This is a genomic window from Nostoc cf. commune SO-36 (assembly GCF_023734775.1).
Lineage (GTDB): Bacteria > Cyanobacteriota > Cyanobacteriia > Cyanobacteriales > Nostocaceae > Nostoc > Nostoc commune_A.
In genome coordinates, this window is the sequence record NZ_AP025732.1 from 1,461,030 (window position 1) to 1,477,519 (window position 16,490).

General features: G+C 43.0%; 6 protein-coding genes. 4 read left to right on the plus strand and 2 right to left on the minus strand.

Annotated elements, in window-relative coordinates:
- Window positions 1-16 precede the first annotated feature (16 nt).
- The gene (locus ANSO36C_RS06480; protein WP_251958869.1) at window positions 17-5,767 is read right to left on the minus strand and encodes an SdiA-regulated domain-containing protein; all 5,751 of its coding nucleotides are present in this window, start codon (window positions 5,765-5,767) and stop codon (window positions 17-19) included.
- Window positions 5,768-5,832: 65 nt separating this feature from the next.
- Between ANSO36C_RS06480 and ANSO36C_RS06485 the strand changes: the two genes are divergently transcribed.
- Window positions 5,833-6,078, plus strand: coding sequence for a hypothetical protein (locus ANSO36C_RS06485; RefSeq protein WP_251958870.1), 246 nt, complete (start codon window positions 5,833-5,835; stop codon window positions 6,076-6,078).
- A gap of 135 nt (window positions 6,079-6,213) precedes the next feature.
- Here the strand turns inward: ANSO36C_RS06485 and ANSO36C_RS06490 are convergent, their stop codons facing one another.
- A complete protein-coding gene (locus ANSO36C_RS06490) occupies window positions 6,214-6,993 on the minus strand; it encodes a COP23 domain-containing protein (protein WP_251958871.1) in 780 nt (259 codons plus the stop codon).
- Window positions 6,994-7,973: 980 nt separating this feature from the next.
- On the opposite strand from ANSO36C_RS06490, the gene ANSO36C_RS06495 reads away from it, so the two are divergent.
- The 3 genes from ANSO36C_RS06495 (at window position 7,974) to ANSO36C_RS06505 (ending at window position 16,431) form a co-directional block, all read left to right on the plus strand.
- Window positions 7,974-9,989, plus strand: coding sequence for a non-ribosomal peptide synthetase (locus ANSO36C_RS06495; RefSeq protein ID WP_251958872.1), 2,016 nt, complete (start codon window positions 7,974-7,976; stop codon window positions 9,987-9,989).
- 3 nt (window positions 9,990-9,992) lie between these two features.
- Window positions 9,993-14,927, plus strand: a complete 4,935-nt coding sequence (locus ANSO36C_RS06500; protein ID WP_251958873.1) for a type I polyketide synthase — start codon at window positions 9,993-9,995, stop codon at window positions 14,925-14,927.
- A gap of 352 nt (window positions 14,928-15,279) precedes the next feature.
- Window positions 15,280-16,431, plus strand: coding sequence for an acyltransferase family protein (locus tag ANSO36C_RS06505; RefSeq protein WP_251958874.1), 1,152 nt, complete (start codon window positions 15,280-15,282; stop codon window positions 16,429-16,431).
- Window positions 16,432-16,490 lie beyond the last annotated feature (59 nt).

Consider the following 16,490-nt stretch of genomic DNA (forward strand, 5'->3'; position numbering starts at 1 on the left):
ATCGCTTAAATCTGCGTTAAACAAAGACGAAACGAGTATCTGTTGCCAAATTGGTATTGCGGTTTAACCCGTTTTCCACAACACCAATCAATTCTGTACCACTGTTAGTGAAAATACCTACAGTTGATCTAATTGCAGACACGCCTAGTGAGTAATTGCTAGCACTTCCTTTGAGCTGAATCTGATCGTTTGCTCGGAAGCTGGCAACATTGGCATAGTCAAGATTGCCGGAACTGGCATAGAAAACTGAAGTAGCATCACCCAAGACGTAAGTATCTACACCCTGATTAATGATGAGTGGGTTGAGTACGTCAATTTCGTTTGTGCCACCCCCCCAACCAATTAGGCGGTCATTGCCAAATCCACCTGAGATTGTGTCATTACCAAGTCCACCTGAGATTGTGTCATTGCCAAGTCCACCATCGATTGTGTCATTGCCAGCTTCACCTGAGATTGTGTCATTGCCAACTTCACCTGAGATTGTGTCATTACCAAGTCCACCTAAGATTGTGTCATTGCCAAGTCCACCGAAGATGATGTCATTGCCGCCCTTGGCATCAAGGTAGTCATCGCCAAGTCCACCATCGATCGTCTCATTGCCATCAGTGCCGATGACGCGATCGCTCCCAGTTAGGGCATTGACTGTGTTCAAACCACTAAGTTGGTCGATAAAGATAATGTCGTTGCCAAATGTCGCCTTGTTATTAGCAACAGTCAGATCAAAGCGATCGCTAACATTAGCGCCACTGCTATCAGTGGCAGTAACTGTGACTCCAAAGATGCCAATTTGGGAGATAGTGCCGGATATAACACCTGTATTAGCAACAATACTAGATCCAGTGGGTAAGCCTGTAGCACTGTAGCTGAGGGTGTCGCCTTGATCTACGTCAGCAAATTTGTTACTGACATTGAAAGAAAAAGGTTTGTTAGTAGAGATGATTTGGTCGTCAATCGGTTGTACTACAGTGGGAGCATTGTTTTTAAAGAGATTAAACCGAGCTACACTAGGGTCGTGATCGCTATCCTGATCGGCAAACTCTGAGTTGATGTGAACTACATCATACCCATCCAGCTTACTGAGCAAACTATTACTCACTAAAATGTGGTCAAGTGTTTGGGCGTTGCCTTCAAAGTTGTAGGTGTAACGCTCATTTTGAGGCAGAGTTTCAATTAATGAAGTCAGCCCAGCGCTTTCTAGAGTGGTGATAGGGTTAGAAAACTCAAAGTCATTCAAGTCACCTGCTACTACTACATTGGCATTGGGGTTGATCGCTAAAATACTATCAACAAAGTTTTTCACCAGAGTAGCTTGTTGCTGACGCTGGGTTTCGCTGGTAAGGGTTGGCGGTTGATTCACACCAAATAATGGTTGATCGCCACCTTTAGAATTGAAGTGGTTGCCAATTATATAAACAGTTTCACCCTTGAAAGTAAATTCCCCAACTAACGGCTTGCGACTGCTAGCAAAGGCCGAGTTGGTGGGGTCAATCAAACCAGGACTATTAGAAACTGTAGGAACACCAGAGACGTTACTAACTGTGGTGCTGGAAGTGGAAGTACCACCGGGGCGATCTACAAAGTTGACACGATTGGGATTAAATAAGAAGCCTACCCGGATATTTCCACCAGGTTCACCACCATTAGTACCGTTCACTGGGTCAATTTGGCGATATTGATATGTGGGGCCACCAGCCGCACTAATCGCATTAATTAATGTTTGGAAGGTGGTGCTGGCATCAACTACGCCATTATTTGTTGCCCCGTTGTTGTCCTGAATTTCTTCCAGACTAATAATATCTGGTGATTTCAGATTATTGACAATGCGGCTGGCAAGGTTATTAAACTTGGTTGCACCATCGCTTGGGTCAAGGTTTTCGACGTTGAAGGTAGCAACTGTCAATTGGTCAGTGGTGGGAGTTAAATTAGTGACTTCTCTTTGAAGGGTACTGTTCTGTACTACTGTGGGAGCAGCCGATACTAAAACTTCATAGTTGCTAAAGTCGTAGTTAACGACACCAGTAATACTGCTAAGTTGCGTACCAACATTAACTTCAGGTAGTACTAAGGCATTGTTGAGATCATCGATCTGAATCCGTTCAGGATTAAAATCTGAAGCACTAATTAGGCTACCACCGCGAGCTGTGCGCCCAGTGGCATTTGCCCCATTGTCTGCTAATACCCAAATTTCTTGTGATGTACCAAAGCTTGCAGTGGGTGAAGTGGCGATCGCATTATTGACCTGTACTCGCATTCCTTCTAAACTTTCGTAGAAGTCGATGCCATCCTGGGCAGGATCAAAAGTGGTCGTTCCAGTTTCGATATTACCAGTAGTGTCGTTATCGATTACTGTAGTTGGGATGGTTCTGCCGCCATTACCTAGAATTGTGGCAGTTGGCAAAGCATTGCCACTGGAGACTGTGACAATTGTAGGACTAGTAATTTGTGTTACCGTCAGGTTATTTGCATTATTACCGGGACGAAACTCCGCAACTGTTCCATTGACTAATATAGAATCGCCGACAGATACGGTTGGTGCTGATGCGGTGAAGACGAAAATACCTTCAGAAGTGCGTTCGTCGCTATCTGGGTTGGGGTCTTGCAAGTAAAAACCGTTACTAGCTGTAACCGTGACAATTCCCGCTACATTGCTGACGGTTTGACCTCTCAAGGGTGAGATATGCCCCGTTCCCTGAATGTCGTGAATCCGAATTGCGTCATTATCAGCGATCGCCACTGTAGCAGTAGCAGTACCCAGAGTATAATTGGCGCTGCTATTTAGAGTCAAAGTGACGGTTTCAGTTCCTTCAACTGCGGTATCATCCACAGGTGTAATAGTGATATCTACAAAGGATTGTCCGGCAGCGATCGTTGCTGTGCCTGTTAGGGCTGGGGTGTAATCTGCGCTTGTGGCTTGTCCAGCACCCGTTGCAATAGTATAATTTAACGTCAGGGTATTGGTAGTACTGCCTGTGCGAGAGATCCGGAAGATACCAGGGTCAGTGCCAGCTTCGGCTGCGTTGGCATCTTGGGCTGCGATCGCGATCGTGGGTAGAGAGGAAACAATAGTCCCTGGAGAGCCGATTTCCGTGCTTGAATTTACAGCGACAAATGCACCATTGACTCCCACAGTGCTTAGTGTTGCGATCGTGGCATTGTTTGACAAGGCGGCATTGTCGAAGGTGGCAAATGGGGCTGCGGCTGGAGATGCTCCGAAGACGACATTAGCTTGTAAAGCACCAGTGGCATTATAAATATTTACGGCATCACCACCCGTACCCAAGCCCGCGCCCGCACCAGAGTAGTTGCCGATTTTCAAGCTGGCTGGTGGGTTCGCACCGAACCAGTTGGATAGGAAAGTAGGATTGACGGTAGCTCCTTCGATAAAGATTACCGATTCACCTGCGCCGATGCTGGTGATACCGCTCAAGGCAACAGACGCAGCAAAGCTATTCGAGTTGTCGTCAATTTTCCAGCCGGTGATATCTACAGCGCTCAAACCCTTGTTGGTCAACTCAAACCAATCTGCGGCGACGGGCGAATTGCCACTACTCCAAGGAGCTACTTCAGTGATGAAGATACTGCTGGTGGTGGGATTTTCATTTACATCGGTGACTGATAAGCTAAATGCCGTAGTTGCATCTGGGTTATTGCCAACGGTGGTGTCATTTACATTGACGCTGACGTTGTAGCTGGTCTTAGTTTCAAAATCTAGGGTGGTTCCCGCTTTGAGGAACAAAGCATTACCCGTAATCTCAAAGAAGTTAGCATCTGCACCAGTCAAACCGAGGGTATTTGTTCCCAGAGCGTCATCACTAACGATAATGTTGGCGACTTTCAAGGGAGTTGCAGTACTGGTGCTTTCTGACAAGCTGGTGACGGTATTCGCAAGGCTGACGGCTACAGGAGCTTGATTGGTATATGTAAATGAGGACGGTGCATAGACCCAAAGTTGAGGATGATCTATATCACCTCCGCCCCCTTCGTTAACGACATAAATCAATCCATCCTTGTCCACCGTGATTCCTTCATTCCCCTGATCCACAACGGATAAAGGATTACCCGCATCGGAGACGATGGTTAATGAGCTAGAGATATTCCCAGTGCGATCGATGTTGACGATCTTGCCGGATTCTTGGCTCAAGATCAACAGGCGGCTTGAGTCGGGTTGCCCGTTCAAGGCTGATAGGTTCGACAATGCGAAAACATCCGCGAAGTCTACAAGTCCGGCCAAAGCTGGATTGAAAAGATCGGTCGAGTTGACTGTGGTAGCCGAACCGTTGCTTGCAGTTCCCGCCGCAAAATCGATGTTTGTTTGAAAAATTCCTTCGGGTGTAATCTCCTTAACTGCAATGAAGCCACCAGTCTGTGGGTCATAGGAGATACCTTCGATACCAATATTTCCCACCGTCGTACCGAGCTTTACAGTTTGGACATTGCTTCTGGTAAGGGTAGTTCCTGGGGTATATGTAAACAAATTAGCCTGTCTCTCTCGCTCCTCAATCAAGACAAACTTGCCGTCACCAACATACGTAAGCCCTTCTGTATCGTAGAATTCCGTCCCTTGGGGACTGCTGCCAGAAGCTAGCGTCATTGAGTCGATTAATTGTCCCGTCTTCGATACTTGCACGATCGCTCTACCACCATCGCCAACAACGAACAGCGTGTCGGTATCCTTGTTGTAGGTAACAGCCGAGGCTTCTTGAGCCAGTAAGCTGTTGGTTGGCGCAGTGGTTCGCGTCGGTTCGGGTAGGTCGTAACGTCCGATGCGGACGTATGTAGAGAGATCAATGGAACCTACAGGCGTATCGTTATCAGCGATCGCCACTGTTGCAGTAGCAGTAGCACCCAAAGTATAATCGGCGCTGCTATTTAGAGTCACACTGACGGTTTCAGTTCCTTCAACTGTCGTATCATCGACGGGTGTAATGGTGACATCGACAAAGGATTGTCCGGCAGCGATCGTTGCTGTACCTGTTAGGGTTGGGGTGTAATCTGCGCTTGTAGCTTGTCCAGAACCCGTTGCAACATTGTAATTTACCGTCAAGGCATTGGTGGTACTGCCTGTGCGAGAGATCCGGAAGATACCAGGGTCAGTGCCAGCTTCGGCTGCGTTGGCATCTTGGGCTGCGATCGTGACAGTGGGGGTTGCATTGATAGTGAAGGCGGTTTGGTTCAGCGCTGTAATAAGAGTTGCCCCAGTAGTCAGCGTCCAATTAGCAGGGTTGTTAACAATTGCCTTGAATTCGGCAAAGGTATTTGCTGTACGAGTACCGGTATAGACTGCCGATTCCTCACCTGTCAAGAAGCTTATACGGCTGTCGGCAGGTAGCGAGTTAGGTGCGACACCATCCTCTGCGTTGCCGATATTAATTCGTGCGATCTGTGTTGTCGGCGTGTCTGCCGTTGCCTCACTGGCAGCAAGATAGGCATATACCGAGTCGGCGGTTTGGCTAAAGCCGCGATTAGTAGACCCTGAAAAAGTTACCACAGCAGCTGTACCTACATTGGCAACTGGTCCACCAGTCACATCAAAATTGGTCAAAGTGACGATAGTCCCTGCGACAACACCGCCTGCTGGGGCAGTCCATTTAGTATATGATTCACCAGTGTTAAAAGCCGTTGCCGTCCCTGTTGTAAGTTCGTTGTCGGTAAAATAGATGACCGTTCCCTCTGGAATAGCAGCTAGCGTAACAAAAGCTACCCAATCGTCAGGTACACCCGCAGTATTGATACCTATAAATGCAACGTCGCCAGAATTAAGTGCCATATCTAAGACCTCTTTGATAAATTAATGATGATGCCCAAAATGCTTAATTCACTTCGGAATACCTGTTGAGTATCGCTACGTTCGCCAAAGGCATTGGCCTTGAGATTTATCCAAAGTTGTCCGCACTTTGTAACAGTTCAAAAGCGATCGCTATGCCCACCGCAACCACGATCATTGGTGGGGCGATCGCATCCAATAACCACATACTTCATCCAAAAAGTGACTATGTAGTAAAAAAATTACATATTTCAGTAGTATTTGTCCGTATTCAGCAACCTCAAACTATCTCGGTAACATTAAGAAACCGCTAGCAAAAGGTTAAAACAACAAATATTTGCTATGGCATCTCGTCCGCCCATAAAAAAAGGCGGACAAGATGCCCGCCCCACAATAAGTAGTTGGATATTTTTATGTGAAAGTAATTTTGTATTAAAAACCACTCCTGTCTATCGGAACTTACCAGGATTTAAGCGAACATTAGGCTGAGACTGACGACGAATTGCTACTCCATTGCGAAGATTTCTAGCGGTACCACCATCTTTGCGATCGAGGAAAGGTTTGAGATTAATCCCACTTTTAGACGAACTAACCCGATTATTGCCACCGCCTAGAAGTGTGCGTCCTAAATTATATAATTCATTGCCTCCCCTACTGCGATCGCCATAAGTGTTAACGGCTATAGTTTGTTGTCCACTGTCAGCAGTAGTCAAGTTCTGAAAAATGCTATTGCGGATAACATAGGGATCTTTCCCAGGCGGGACTGTCAGCACAATCCTACAGGTTGAATTAGCTTCAGTTGTGACGCAGACAATATTTTCGTTATTTTCTACAGATGTTTGGAGTTCTTGTAATCCATCTGGGCGATAAAGTTCTAAACGACTGGCAATTGCTGCACAACGCCTTTGTGCGTCCCAACCACCGCCCAAAGCCGCAGGTGCTGCCCAAGGAAAGAATTGTCCTGGTTGGCTTTGTGGCTGATACATCACAGTATACTGACCATTGTAAGTCTGACAGGTAAACCGAGTTGTACCGTCAGCAGAGGGCGAAGGTGGTACGCCTGTGGATGTATCTATTGGTACAGGTGCTGATGTACCACCTGATGGTACTGTTGGTACTATTACACCATCGCCAGTAGAGTCATATTGCGCCATTGCTGCCGAATTGCCCAGACATAAAGATAAGCTAAGACTACCCAAAGATATAAGTCGTAGCAGTTTCGATGACATAAATCATCCTCCAGTAGAAATCGGTAGGGAATTGATAGTTTAAGTGACGAATAATTCTAGTTTTTGATTCATCAAAAACGTTATTTTTCAAAATTATATATAAATAATTTCTATCTCCGGACTCCTTAACGCAAATTACCTCACCTAGCCGAACTGCCAATGACTTCGTTTTCTCGGCTAGCGTCGTTGCTTATTATGTTCGCCACGCTGCACTAGGCGAACATAACTATCCAGTTGAAACTGCGGTTTTTATTTATGTAGACTGTAGCAAATAGTTCGTTATTGCAAGTAAGCATTACAATCGTTACCGTACTGTCGTTTCGCGAGAATCCAACGTTACCCTCAAGGGGATTCCATTACTAGCTGGTAAAATCCCTGTTTTCCTTGCTCTTCAAGGCATTAATTCTTCTCGTCATCTCAAGATGAGCGAACGTACAGTTAATACTCCCATTAAAAACCACCTCTAAAATTTTAATTTTCAATGAAGATGTATTGAAAATTACTATGATTTCGAGGAAATAGGCGAGAATAAGAAAACTAAATCTTAAAGTCAGTGCCCTTTCATACAAACATTGTAAGATTACGGCACAACTTGTTATTAAATTAGTCTTTTAATATCATCTCAAAGCTAAAAAGTAAACTATGCCTAAGTAAAAATACTAGTAAATAAACATATAAGCAGGAAAAAGAACAACATTATCTTAAATACACTAAATTACTCATTACTCACTCAATACCGTACTCGATTTACATAATTCATTAATTTATCCAAAATCTATATCGATTACTATACAAAATTATGTTTCATATAAATTTTAAAACAAAGTTGAATAATTTGTAGCCAGTAATCATCCTGATTTTGTATATTTTAATAGTCACATTAACTGCATTGTTAACCCGTAAATGTGTAGAGTTAAAAATGCAGCAACGCTTAAAAACCACATATTTTTCCAAAAATATATTTGTTGTGAAAATTAAATATGAAACAAATAACTAATTCATTGGCTAAAAATAAAAATGAATTGCTGGTAGATGAGCGTCAAACCTCATTATCAGAAAATAACTTACAACGAGATTATTTATTGAAAGAATCCCAAAAGCATCTACTAAGCGAGTGTAATCGTACTCAAACTGATTATCATCAGCAAACATGTATTCATCAGTTGTTTGAAGCACAAGTAGAAAAAACACCTGATGCTATAGCACTAATCTTTAATAATCAGCATCTCAGCTATAGAGATTTGAATAGTCGTGCTAATCAACTAGCACAACATCTGCAATCACTGGGGGTAGGCACAGAAACTCTTGTAGGAATCTGCATAGAGCGTTCCTTAGAAATGATTGTAGCACTTTTAGCTATCCTTAAAGCAGGTGGAGGTTATGTACCACTAGATTCAGGGTATCCACAAGAACGTTTAGCTTTCATGCTATCAGATACTCAAGTATCAATCCTATTAACTCAAAAAGAACTAGTTGCCAAATTACCTCCTCATACAGCATTTGTAATTTGCCTAGATGCAGATTGGCATGAGATCGCCCAAAATAAAAAAGAGAACCTAACCACTAGTATCACTCCTGATAATTTGGCTTACGTCATGTATACATCAGGTTCTACAGGTACACCTAAAGGTGTTAGCGTTATCCATCGTGGTGTAGTTAGGTTAGTCAAAGAAACTAATTATGTCCACCTCACACCTGAAGAAGTAATTCTGCAACTTGCTCCTATTTCTTTCGATGCTTCAACTTTTGAAATTTGGGGTTGCTTACTTAACGGTGGGCGGCTTATAATCTACCCTTCTCATACACCATCTTTAGCAGAATTAGGGCAGATTATTCAGCAATACCAAGTTACTACTCTTTGGCTGACAGCAGGATTATTCCACCTGATAGTGGATGAAAAACTTGATGCTTTAAAATCACTTCGTCAACTTTTAGCAGGTGGCGATATCTTATCTGTTCCCCATGTGCAGAAGTTTCTCCAAGCAGTAGAGAACTGTCAGCTAATTAATGGTTATGGGCCAACTGAAAATACAACTTTTACCTGCTGCCATCCTATAACAGCAGCACTGCAACCAGGTGTATCTATTCCTATTGGTCGTCCAATTGCTAATACTCAAGTTTATATATTAGATAACAACCTCCAAGCAGTATCAATTGGAGAAGCTGGCGAATTGTACATTGGTGGTGATGGATTAGCTAGAGGCTATTTAAACCGTCCTGAGTTAACTGCTGAAAAATTTATTTTTCACTCTTTTGATAACAATTTATCAACGCGCCTTTACAAAACTGGAGATTTAGCTAGTTATCTTTCAGATGGCAATATCGAGTTCTTAGGTCGTATTGACAATCAGGTAAAGATTCGTGGTTTTCGAATTGAGCTAGGAGAAATTGAGCGAGAAATTGCACAACATCCTGATGTTAGGGAAATTGTCGTTTTAGCTCGTCAAGACGAAACAAATGAAAAACAGTTGACAGCTTATATTGTTCCTCACCATAACAGTGGATATACGCACAACAAATTACGGAGTTTCTTGCAACAGCAACTACCTAATTACATGATGCCATCGGCATTTGTGATGTTAGAATCACTGCCTTTGAATGCAAATGGCAAAGTAGATAGAAATAAATTGCCAGCACCAAGTAGAGAACGTCCGCAACTGGAACAAGCGTATATTTCTCCTCAAACTGAATTAGAGCGTCTGCTTGCAAGCATTTTATCCGAGCTACTCAAAATAGATCGCGTTGGAATTGATGATAATTTCTTTGATTTGGGAGCAACTTCAATCTCAATTCTCCAAGTTGCTGTGCGAGTACAACAGGAACTTAGTATTGAGCTATCTGCTGTAAAGCTATTTCAATATTCAACGATTAGCTCTTTGGCAAAGTATTTGACTTCAAAACAGAATAGCCAACCGTCTTCTGACAAACTGCAAAATCGCGCTCAACGCCAGCAAACAGCTCGGACACGTCGCCGTAATCATCAACAAGGTGTTTAAACAATGGTAAATATCCAAGCATCCGATAACCAAGATCCTCTTGATGGTGTTGCCATTATTGGCATGGTAGGAAGATTTCCTGGCGCTGGAAATGTCGATGACTTTTGGCGCAATCTCTGTGAGGGATTAGAATCAACGACTTTCTTTGAAGATGAGGAACTAGACCCTAGTATCGACCCGAACCTTTGCAAAGATCCTAGCTACGTAAAAGCTAGAGGAATTATTTCTGGGGGAGAAACCTTTGATGCTGCCTTCTTTGGTGTTAATCCACTCGAAGCTGTGGTTATGGATCCACAAGCCAGAGTTTTCCTGGAGTTGGTTTATGAAGCCCTAGAAAATGCTGGTTACGAATCAGAGTCTTTTGAAGGTTTGATTGGTTTATACGCTGGTTGTGGTCAAAATACTTATTTTGCTAACCACATCTCTGGACGCATGGAAATTGTCGATCGCATCGGCGAATTCCAAACGATGTTAGCAAATGAAAAAGACTTTTTGACAACTCGTGCCGCTTACAAACTCAACCTCAAAGGCCCAGCCGTCAGCGTCAATACAGCCTGTTCTACTTCTTTGGTAGCAGTTATTCAAGCTTGCCAAGCCTTAACCAGCTATCAATGCGATTTGGCTTTGTCTGGTGGTGTATCTATGACTACACCTCAAAATAGCGGTTATATGGCTCAAGAAGGCAGTATGCTCTCTGGGGATGGGCATTGTCGTCCCTTTGATGCCAGCGCTCAGGGCACAATGTTCAACAATGGAGCAGGAGTGGTTGTCCTCAAGCGTTTAGAAGATGCACTCAATGATGGCGATCGCATCTATGCTGTAATTAGAGGATCTGGTATCAATAATGACGGTGCTGATAAGGTAAGTTTTACGGCTCCTAGTGTCGATGGACAAGCAGAGGCCATTGCAATGGCACAAGCTGATGCTAACTTCCACCCAGAAAGCATCTCTTATATTGAAGCTCACGGTACAGCAACACCTTTGGGCGACCCGATTGAAATTGAAGCGCTGACCCAAGCATTTCGTGTACATACAGATGCTAAACAATTTTGCGCCATCGGCTCTCTTAAAAGCAATGTCGGACATTTAGTAGCGGCGGCTGGAGTAGCAGGGTTAATTAAAACCGCTCTCGCCCTGCATTATAAAAAAATTCCCCCTAGTTTAAATTTTGAGGCTCCCAATCCCAAAATTGACTTTGCCAACAGCCCCTTCTATGTAAATACCGAACTCGCTGAATGGACAGAGGGTGAAACTCCGCGACGAGCCGGCGTGAGTTCCTTTGGTGTCGGCGGAACTAATGCTCATATTGTGTTAGAAGAAGCGCCACAAATCCAAAGTTCAGGATCTTCGCGCCCACAGCAGCTATTGTTGCTATCGGCAAAAACTAGTACAGCTTTAGAGGCTGCAACCGCAAATTTGCAGCAGCATTTGCAGTATAATGCCGAAATTAATTTAGCTGATGTAGCTTATACCCTACAGCGAGGGCGTAAAGCCTTCAACTACCGACGCAGTATAGTTTGTCACGATATCACAGATGCGATCGCAGTTCTGCAATCTTTAGATCCAAATCAAGTAAATACCCGACATACAGAAATCCGCAATCCAGCCGTTGTCTTCATGTTCCCCGGACAAGGGTCGCAATATGTGAACATGGGGCTGAATCTCTACAACCGCGAACCTGTATTTCAGGAGGTAGTAGATGAATGTACGGAAATCCTTAAACCTTTGTTGCGCAAGGATTTGCGAGAAATCATGTATCCCGCACCGAGCGACCGCGAAACTGCGGCTATCTCCCTGCGGCAAACCTGCTTTACCCAACCAGCATTATTTGTTATTGAATACGCTTTAGCAAAACTGTGGCAGAGTTGGGGAGTCAAGCCCCAAGCAATGATTGGTCACAGTATTGGTGAATTTGTCGCCGCCTGTATAGCGGGTGTATTTTCCTTAGAAGATGCGCTGATGTTGGTTGCAATTCGCGGTCGCTTCATGTGGGGATTACCGACAGGGGCCATGCTCTCAGTGCGCCTACCAGCCAAAGAGGTAGAGCCGCGACTGAGTACAGAACTTGCGATCGCTGCAATTAATGGCCTTTCCCTGTGTGTAGTTTCTGGCCCTACAGAAGCGATCGCAACTCTGCAAAAACAATTAGAAAGCGAAGAAGTTGTTTGTCGCCATTTACACACTTCTCACGCTTTCCACTCTCCTATGATGGATAGCATTATTGCCCCCTTTGCTGAGGTCGTTGGGAAAGTTAAATTATCACCTCCGCAAATTCCCTTTGTTTCCACAGTTACCGCCGACTGGATTACAGCCCAGCAAGCAACTGATCCGATGTATTGGGCTACACATCTACGTCAGACTGTTCGATTTGCAGAGGGGATACAAACAATCTGGCAGGAGCCAGAACGCCTACTGTTAGAGGTCGGGCCACGAATCACAACTACAACCTTAGCCCGCCAACAAGCAAAAGATATTAAACAACAGATAGCGATTCCTTCTCTGGGTGATAACGCAGAGAACGAAGCCGAATGGACGGCATTACTCAAGGCAGTAGGACAACTGTGGCTAGCAGGAGTATCTATTGACTGGAGCAATTTCTATCAAAGGGAAACGCGACAACGAATTTCTCTGCCTACCTATCCCTTTGAACGCCAACGCTTCTGGATTGATCCTCCACCTCATCCCAATCGTGCAGCAACTCCCAAACTTGCAAATCCCCAGTTATTAGAAAAAATCCAAACTATGACAACATCCCCTCAGCAAAAGCTTATTCCCCTGCTCAAAGAAATTATCGAAGAAACATCAGGATTGGAAATTGCTAATGTTGACGACTCGACAACATTTTTAGAAATGGGATTAGATTCCTTATCTCTAACGCAGGTCGGGTTAGCTTTGAAGAAAAAATTTAAAGTTAAGGTAACACTTAGGCAGTTACTAGAAATTTGCCCAAACTTAGTAACGTTGGCTGACTTGATCAATCAAGCCATGTCTCCCGAAGCTTTATCTGCACTAGGATTAACAGAAACCGTTGCAGACCCCATTTCAGAACCACCATTGCCAGAACCTGCACCTGCAACCACATCACCCACTTTGGTAGTGCATGAAGTTCATAGAAATGGATCAAATGGATCTGCACCTAAGATTTCCCTCCAACCTGCTGCATCTAATAGCGTCCTAGAAAGTGTGATTAATCAGCAGCTACAAATTATGAGCCAGCAATTGGCGCTATTGGGTAATAACAGCCAATCTTTAACAGTCCCAGTTGTACCTGCCGCGACATCTCAAAATAATGGTGTCAAGCCACAAAATGCTGTATCTATCCCCCCAACCCAAAAGAGCAAAGAATCAGCATCGGTAGACACAGAGTCAAATGGTGCGAAAAAAGCATTTGGTGCGGCTGCTCGAATTGAAAAGACCCAGACTAAGACTCTAACAACGCAACAACGCACTAATTTAGACAAAATTATCCAAAGATATACAAAACGGACTCAAAAATCTAAAGAATTTACTCAATCTCATCGCCCTTACTTAGCAGATCCAAGAACTGTTTCTGGGTTTAACCCGACGATGAAAGAGATGGTTTACCCCATTGTCGTCTCTAGTTCGTCAGGTTCTAAACTTTGGGATGTTGATGACAATGAATATGTCGATTTAAGCAATGGCTTTGGCTTGAATTTGTTTGGTTGGTCGCCACCTTTCATTACCGAAGCAATTGAAGCACAACTCAAACTCGGTATGGAAATTGGGCCGCAAACTCCCTTAGTTGGAGAGGTGGCGAAGCTGATGTGTGAGTTGACTAACTTTGATCGAGCAGCCTTTTGTAACACAGGTTCAGAAGCGGTTTTGGGAGCGATGCGGATGGCACGCACCATCACAGGGCGTAACTTAATTGCCATCTTTTCTGGAGCTTATCACGGAATTTTGGATGAAGTAATTGTTCGGGGTACAAAAAAACTCCGGTCAATTCCTGCTGCTCCTGGTATCCCACCCGAAATGGTAGAGAACATTTTGGTGGTGGACTACGATTCACCTGAGTCTTTAGAAATCCTCAGAAGCCGAGCTGATGAGTTAGCAGCAGTAATGGTGGAATCTGTGCAAAGCCGTCGCCCTGAATACCAGCCCAAGGAATTCCTTCAGCAATTACGTGATTTTACGGAAGAAGCTGGTATTGCCCTAATCTTTGATGAAATCGTTACCGGATTCAGAATTCACCCAGGTGGCGCTCAAGCCCACTTCGGTATAAAGGCAGACATAGCGACCTACGGGAAGATTGTGGGCGGTGGACTACCAATTGGAGTCATTGCTGGCAAATCGCAATATATGGATGCTTTGGATGGTGGATTTTGGCAGTTTGGCGATGACTCCGTTCCAGAGGTAGGGGTGACTTACTTTGCGGGTACCTTTGTCCGCCATCCTCTAGCACTAGCAGCCGCCAAAGCAGTACTTCAGCATTTGCAGAAGAGTGGCCCCAGCTTACAGCAAAATCTTAATGCAAGAACCGATAAATTTGTAGCGGAACTCATGGGTTATTTCCAGCAAGTTCAAGCACCCTTCACAGCTTATAATTTCGGCTCCCTGTTCATGGTGAAATCTGCACCAGAGTTCGCCTACGGAGATTTACTATTTTACTTGCTACGCGATCGGGGAGTACATATTTGGGATCACCGTCCTTGCTTCTTAACCACAGCTCATTCCGAAGCTGATTTGGCTTTCGTAATGGCAGCTTTTAAGGAGACTATTGCCGAAATGCAGTCTGCTGGCTTTTTGTCTGCACCGTCTGTAGAAGTAACAAATCGTGAAATTACCAATAACAGCCTACGCAATCGTCCTCCGCAACCTGATGCCAAATTAGGACGAGATCCACAAGGGAACCCCGCCTGGTATATTCCCGATACCGAGCGTCCTGGAAAATATTTACAAGTTGCAAGTGTTTCCTAAACTATTTTGAAACAGCAATTTTCCTTAATAAAGTAGCTAACAATTTTCCAACATTAAGGTTTTGATATGACTTTGATAGCTTCCTTTGGCAAAAATAATTTCACACAGCGAGAATTTTCTACGTAAGTATTACGGCTTTTATCTACAACTTAGGGATTAGCTAGAAATCATGTTCTAATTGTTAGATTGGAATTGCCGCACACTTAAAGACTGTCCCCTTGTGTTTTGGTCATATCAAAATGACCAAAACACAATTAAAAAAGAAATAAATATCCATTAAACAAGCAAAGTTCTACTGAAAATAACAATACAAAACTTATGCTTCACTCATTATTGATACCCAAAAGAATCAATGTATAAACACATTAAATCTCTTACTTCTATGCGTGGTATAGCAGCTTTAATTGTTGTTATACTCCATTTTTCATATTACGCTTTACCTAAAACAGGTTCAACTTTATCAAACTATAGTAATTTCTTTAAAAATGGATATTTATGGGTTGACTTTTTCTTTATTCTAAGTGGTTTTATCATGACCCACGTCTATGCAGAAGATTTTTACTCAAAAATAAGCTTAGATAACTACCGTTCGTATTTGTTTTCGCGTTTTGCCAGAATTTATCCTTTACATATATTTATTTTATCTCTGTTTATTGGATTAGAATTTATCAAATTTTTTTTACTAAATCATTCTGCTTTCACTGGTAAATTTAACTTAACTGCTCTTTTTGCAAACATTTTCCTTCTACAAGCATTCGATTTGAATTGTCCACCTTTATTTTGGTGTAATACCTATTGGAATGAACCTGCTTGGTCAATCAGTGTAGAGTTTGTTGTTTACTGTATATTTCCATTGTTATTATTTTTTTTATTAAGGAGTAGCGAAAAAAATGATTTGATAATTTATAGTTTTACTCTCTTCAGTATATTACTACTAATCACTTTTACCCGTGGCAATTTAGATAGTATTATTGGCATACCTTCGATAGCTAGATGCGGACTAGAGTGCATACTTGGTCTTATCACTTATAAAGTCTATCGTAGAGGTAATTATAGAAAGTATTTTAATCTTAATTTCCTGGCAATTATAGCCATAACTTGGATAATTATGATTATGCATTCCTACTGGCATCATTGGCGTAGCCTTCATGATTGGATTGTTTTGCCAGCTTTTTCTATACTTATTTTAGCTATATCTGTCAACAATAATGGTGCGATATCAAAATTTTTAAATTCCCGAATAATGCTATATCTCGGTACTATATCCTACTCAATTTATATGGTTCATTGGTTTATTCAAGAATTGTTAAAGCTGTTCTGGATTTATGGATTTCACAACGAGTTGGGCAAAGGATTCACGGAATACGAAGCATTGACATCTTTAGTAGTATTTCTTATGATGGTATTGATCGCTGCATCATTGACATATAGATTTGTAGAAGTTCCTGCTCGTAATTATTTAAAGTCTACAATCTTGCGTAAAGAATGTATTGAGCGCCAGTAGTTTGCCAAGACAGATTGAAATTTAACCACATTGAATAAATTAAGAAAATAATAGAGTTG

Coding starts and splice junctions, on each gene's coding strand:
- ANSO36C_RS06500 (WP_251958873.1), top strand. CDS start 9,993: ATGGTAAATATCCAAGCATCCGATAACCAAGATCCTCTTGATGGTGTT.
- ANSO36C_RS06495 (WP_251958872.1), top strand. CDS start 7,974: ATGAAACAAATAACTAATTCATTGGCTAAAAATAAAAATGAATTGCTG.
- ANSO36C_RS06490 (WP_251958871.1), bottom strand. CDS start 6,993: ATGTCATCGAAACTGCTACGACTTATATCTTTGGGTAGTCTTAGCTTA.
- ANSO36C_RS06480 (WP_251958869.1), bottom strand. CDS start 5,767: ATGGCACTTAATTCTGGCGACGTTGCATTTATAGGTATCAATACTGCG.
- ANSO36C_RS06505 (WP_251958874.1), top strand. CDS start 15,280: ATGTATAAACACATTAAATCTCTTACTTCTATGCGTGGTATAGCAGCT.